The following is a 4,332-nucleotide window of genomic DNA, read 5'->3' on the forward strand; positions in this document are numbered from 1 at the left end:
CGCCGGCCGGGGCGTGGTCTGCAAGATAGTGACGTTCCCGCCTTCCACCAGCCGGCAACCGCGCTCGCGCGCCTGTGTGGCGTTGTTGGTGTACTCGTTGCCGCAGCGGTAGATGCTGTCCTGGGCCCAAGCCGGTGCCAGCGCGACCAGGGCCATGCCCAGGGCGATCGGGGTGTAGTGCTTCATGCGTTTCCTCATGGCCTGCACCAGCCTCTTCAGGGACATGGCTGGCGGGCCGCATGGCCGAGTATCCCCCACGCGCCAGCCGCCGTCCGGGCCCGGTTACAGGGAGTAGTACATTTCGTATTCGACCGGGTGCGGCGCCATCCGGTAGCGCTGCACCTCGGCCATCTTCAGCTCGATGTAGGCGTCCAGCATCCCATCGGAGAACACCCCACCCTTGGTCAGGAAGCCTCGATCGCGGTCCAGCGCCTCCAGCGCCTGGTCCAGGCTGTGGCAGACGGTGGGCACCAGGCGGTCTTCCTCGGGCGGCAGGTGGTAGAGATCCTTGGTCGCGGCCTCGCCCGGATGGATGCGGTTTTCCACCCCATCCAGGCCCGCCATCATCAGCGCCGAGAAGCACAGATACGGGTTGGCCAGCGGATCCGGGAAGCGCGCCTCCACGCGCCGCCCCTTCGGGTTGGCCACGTAGGGGATGCGGATGGAGGCCGAGCGGTTGCGCGAGCTGTAGGCCAGCTTCACGGGGGCCTCGAAGCCAGGCACCAGCCGCTTGTAGCTGTTGGTGCCCGGGTTGGTGATGGCATTGAGCGCGCGCGCGTGCTTGATGATCCCGCCGATGTAGTACAGCGCAAAGTCCGACAGCCCCGCGTAGCCGTCGCCCGCGAACAGGTTCTTGCCATCCTTCCAGATCGACTGGTGCACGTGCATGCCCGAGCCGTTGTCGCCCGCATAGGGCTTGGGCATGAAGGTCGCCGTTTTTCCGTAGCTGTTGGCCACGTTCCAGATGACGTACTTCATGGTCTGCGTCCAGTCGGCGCGCTGCACCAGCGTCGAGAAGCGCGTGCCGATCTCGTTCTGGCCGGCGCCGCCCACCTCGTGGTGGAACACCTCGACCGGAATGCCCAGCTGCTCCAGGATGAGCACCATCTCGGCGCGCATGTCATGCGTGCTGTCCACCGGCGGCACCGGGAAGTAGCCGCCCTTGGTGGTGGGCCGGTGGCCCCGGTTGCCGCCTTCCAGCCGCGCGCCGCTGTTCCAGGGCGCCTCGTATTCCTCGATCTCGAAGAACACGCGCCCCGGCTCGTTGCCCCAGCGCACGCCATCGAAGAGGAAAAACTCCGGCTCCGGGCCGAAATAGGCGGTATCGCCCAGGCCGGAGGCCCGCAGGTAGGCCTCGGCGCGCCTGGCGATCGAGCGCGGGTCGCGGTCATAGGCCTTCCCATCGCCCGGCTCCACCACGTCGCACTGCAGAAACAGCGTCGTCTCCTCGTAGAACGGGTCGATGTTGGCCGTATCCGGATCCGGCATGAGTTGCATGTCGGAAGCCTCGATCCCCTTCCAGCCCGGCATGGAGGAGCCATCGAAGGCATGGCCCTCGGTGAACTTGTCCTCGTCGAAGTGCGATACCGGCACCGTGACGTGCTGCTCCTTGCCCCGGGTGTCGGTGAAGCGGAAGTCCACGAAGCGGACTTCGTTCTCCTCCACCATGTTCATCACGTCAGCAACAGTCTTTGCCATCAAGGTACTCCGGGGTTGGACAAGGGGTCACGGAAACAAAACCCCAAAGCATACAACGCACCACGTCCGGCAGGGCTGACAGCACCACGGATGTGTGGCATCGACGCCCGCCCTCATCTGTCGCGCACCTGCTCGGGCCCCATCTTCTCGCCGCGCCCGCGCAGGGCATCGTGCAGCTGTCGCCATGCGGCCGGCACCAGCGCCGCCGGTCCCTTGACGCCCAGCTCGATGTGCCGCCCATGGACCGGGTGGTCGACGCTCGGCAGGCTGAACACCCGCACACCGGGGTGCTCGGCCTCGATGCGCTCCATCAGCGGGGTGAGTGCTGCCTCCATGGCGCCGTAGAGCACCACCGAATGCTCGCGCTGCGCTTGCGCGCCGAACCAGTGGTTGCAGCTGGAGTCAAGCACCCATTCGATCATCGGCCAGGCCATGACCGGAAAGCCCGGCACGAAGTGCACCACCGCGCCGTTCGGCCCGTCGCAGGTAAAGCCCGCGATGCCGTTGTAGGGGTTCGGGATGAGCCTCGCCCCCGCGGGCAGCACCCCCATCTGCAGCCGCTGCAGGTTGTCCGGGTGCGCGGGATCGAAGGGCACACCCCGCTCGCGCGCCATCCGCTCCGCGTGCGCACGCACCAGCGCCTGCGCCTCCTCGTTCGGCACCAGGGCCCGGCCCAGCGCCGCGGCCGCAGCCTGGCGGGTGTGGTCGTCCGGCGTGGCGCCGATCCCCCCGCAGCAGAAGACCACCGCCCTCGGCAGGGCCAGCACGCGCTCCAGGGCGGCAGTCAGGCGCGCCCGGTCGTCGCCCAGGTACTGGGCCCATGCAAGCTCCAGCCCCCGCGCTGCCAGCAGCTCGACAATCTTGGAAAAATGCTTGTCGGTGCGCTTGCCCGAGAGGATTTCGTCGCCGATGACCAGCAGGCCGAATTCAGGAGGGGAGGACATGGTCTGTGGGAACAGGGGAAGAACGGTCGAGCGCGGCGGGGCCGCTTGACTGCGAACGCAGCTGGGCCAGCGCGGCCAGGCAGTAGTGGATGAACCAGAGCGCGGAAAACACGAACACCAGGGTGTAGATCCATGCCGCCAGCGGCACCAGCACCACGAAGGCGGCGAGGAACAACCAGCCCGAGATCCACACCACGCCGGGGGCCGCCCCAAGCACACTGCACGCCACCCCGATGGCCAGCAGGGGCCAGCGGTGTCGCCTAAAGATCGACACCCGCTCTTGCCGGCTCGCATGCTCCGCCAAGGCGTCGAAAGCCATGACCCGGTAGTTCAGCCAGCCCAGGATGAGCGGCGGCAGCAGCACCATGAGCGGGGGCAGCAGCCACAGCGGCAAGGTCACCACCAGCGCGAGGAGCGCCGCCAGGACACTGCCCAAGGCCCAGGCCAGGCTGGCCAGCAAGGAGGCGCCCTGCTTGCGCTCCAGGCCGCTGAAACGGCAGGCCGACACCCAGCGAAGCAGCATGGGCATCATCAGCGTCGTGGTCGCCAGCAAGCCACCCATCAGCAGCACTGGCCCCGCCACCACGATCACCAGCAGCGGCGCCACCACCGCGGCAGCCTGCCCCGCCCTGTCGCGCCCGATCCAGCCGCCCATCCCCTCCAGCCACGCAGCGTGCCCAACCAGGTCCCGGGCCCAGGAAACCGCCGGGGCCCAGAACAACCATCCGGCAGCGCAGGCCAGCAACACGATTGCTGCCAGCGGCAACAACGACGCGGCGAGCACGCGCGGCTTCAGGCAGCAGCCCGCGGCACGCCAGAAGGAATCGAGCAGCAACCCCATGGGGATGCGAGCATACTCCGGACTGCGGTAACCGGGCCTCAGGGCGCCAGCAGGGCAAGGTCTGCCGGCTGCAACCAGCGCCACTGGCCTTCCGGCAGATCCTCAGGCAGCGCCAGTCCTCCAATGCGCACCCGATGCAGGGCCTCGACCCGGTTGCCCACCGCCGCCACCATCCGCTTGACCTGGTGGTACCTGCCTTCGGTGAGCGCCAGCTCGATCACCCGATCGTCCAGCGCCTCGACGGCAACGGCCTGCACCGGGCGCGGATCGTCATCGAGCACCACCCCTTGCAGCAAGCGACGAAGCTGGTCCGGGGCAAAGGCATGCCGCGCAGTCACACGGTAGACCTTGGGGACGCGGCGCCGCGGGGAAGCCATCCGGTGGATGAATTTTCCATCGTCGCTCAACAGCAACAGTCCGGTCGTGTCCTGGTCCAGCCGGCCCACGGCCTGCACCCCCGCCACGCCTCCCTTCACGGGCCGCTGGCGCAAGGGCGCAGGCAGCAGGGTGTACACGCTCGGATGGGCGGACGGACGCTGCGAACACTCGAAGCCGGCAGGCTTGTGCAGAAGCACATAGGCCTTGGCATGGTAGCTCCAGCGCACGCCATCGACGCTGAACTCCAGCCCTTGCGTTTCGACCTCGACAAAGGGATCGAGACACACCTGCTCGGAGGCCCCGTCCGCGGAGAAAAGGGCGACCCGGCCCTGCTGGACCAGACCCATGCACACGCGCCGCGTGCCAAAGCCTTGAGAGTAGAGGATGTCGTGCAGCTGCATGCGCCGAAGTTACCACCGAACGACGCCTTTCCTGGCCACGAAAAAAAACCGCCCGACTGTTTTCACAGTG

At 67.7% G+C, this 4,332-nt stretch carries 4 protein-coding genes and 1 pseudogene; all 5 read right to left on the reverse strand.

The window, feature by feature from the left end:
* Nucleotides 1-225 (reverse strand): annotated as a pseudogene (locus A612_RS02440) (hypothetical protein); the annotation flags it as partial.
* A 57-nt stretch (nt 226-282) separates the two neighbouring features.
* The gene (gene glnA / locus A612_RS02445) at nt 283-1,698 is read right to left on the reverse strand and encodes a type I glutamate--ammonia ligase (protein ID WP_040435717.1); all 1,416 of its coding nucleotides are present in this window, start codon (nt 1,696-1,698) and stop codon (nt 283-285) included.
* Nucleotides 1,699-1,811: 113 nt separating this feature from the next.
* Nucleotides 1,812-2,642, reverse strand: coding sequence for a competence/damage-inducible protein A (locus tag A612_RS02450; RefSeq protein WP_019373018.1), 831 nt, complete (start codon nt 2,640-2,642; stop codon nt 1,812-1,814).
* Nucleotides 2,626-3,483 (reverse strand): EI24 domain-containing protein, encoded by an 858-nt coding sequence (locus tag A612_RS02455; protein ID WP_040435718.1) that lies wholly within the window; start codon nt 3,481-3,483, stop codon nt 2,626-2,628. Before A612_RS02455 ends, A612_RS02450 begins: the two co-directional genes overlap by 17 nt.
* 38 nt (nt 3,484-3,521) lie before the next feature.
* Nucleotides 3,522-4,262, reverse strand: a complete 741-nt coding sequence (locus tag A612_RS02460) for a pseudouridine synthase (RefSeq protein ID WP_019373020.1) — start codon at nt 4,260-4,262, stop codon at nt 3,522-3,524.
* Nucleotides 4,263-4,332 lie beyond the last annotated feature (70 nt).

It is taken from the genome of Melaminivora alkalimesophila (assembly GCF_000282995.1).
Taxonomy (GTDB): domain Bacteria; phylum Pseudomonadota; class Gammaproteobacteria; order Burkholderiales; family Burkholderiaceae_C; genus Melaminivora; species Melaminivora alkalimesophila.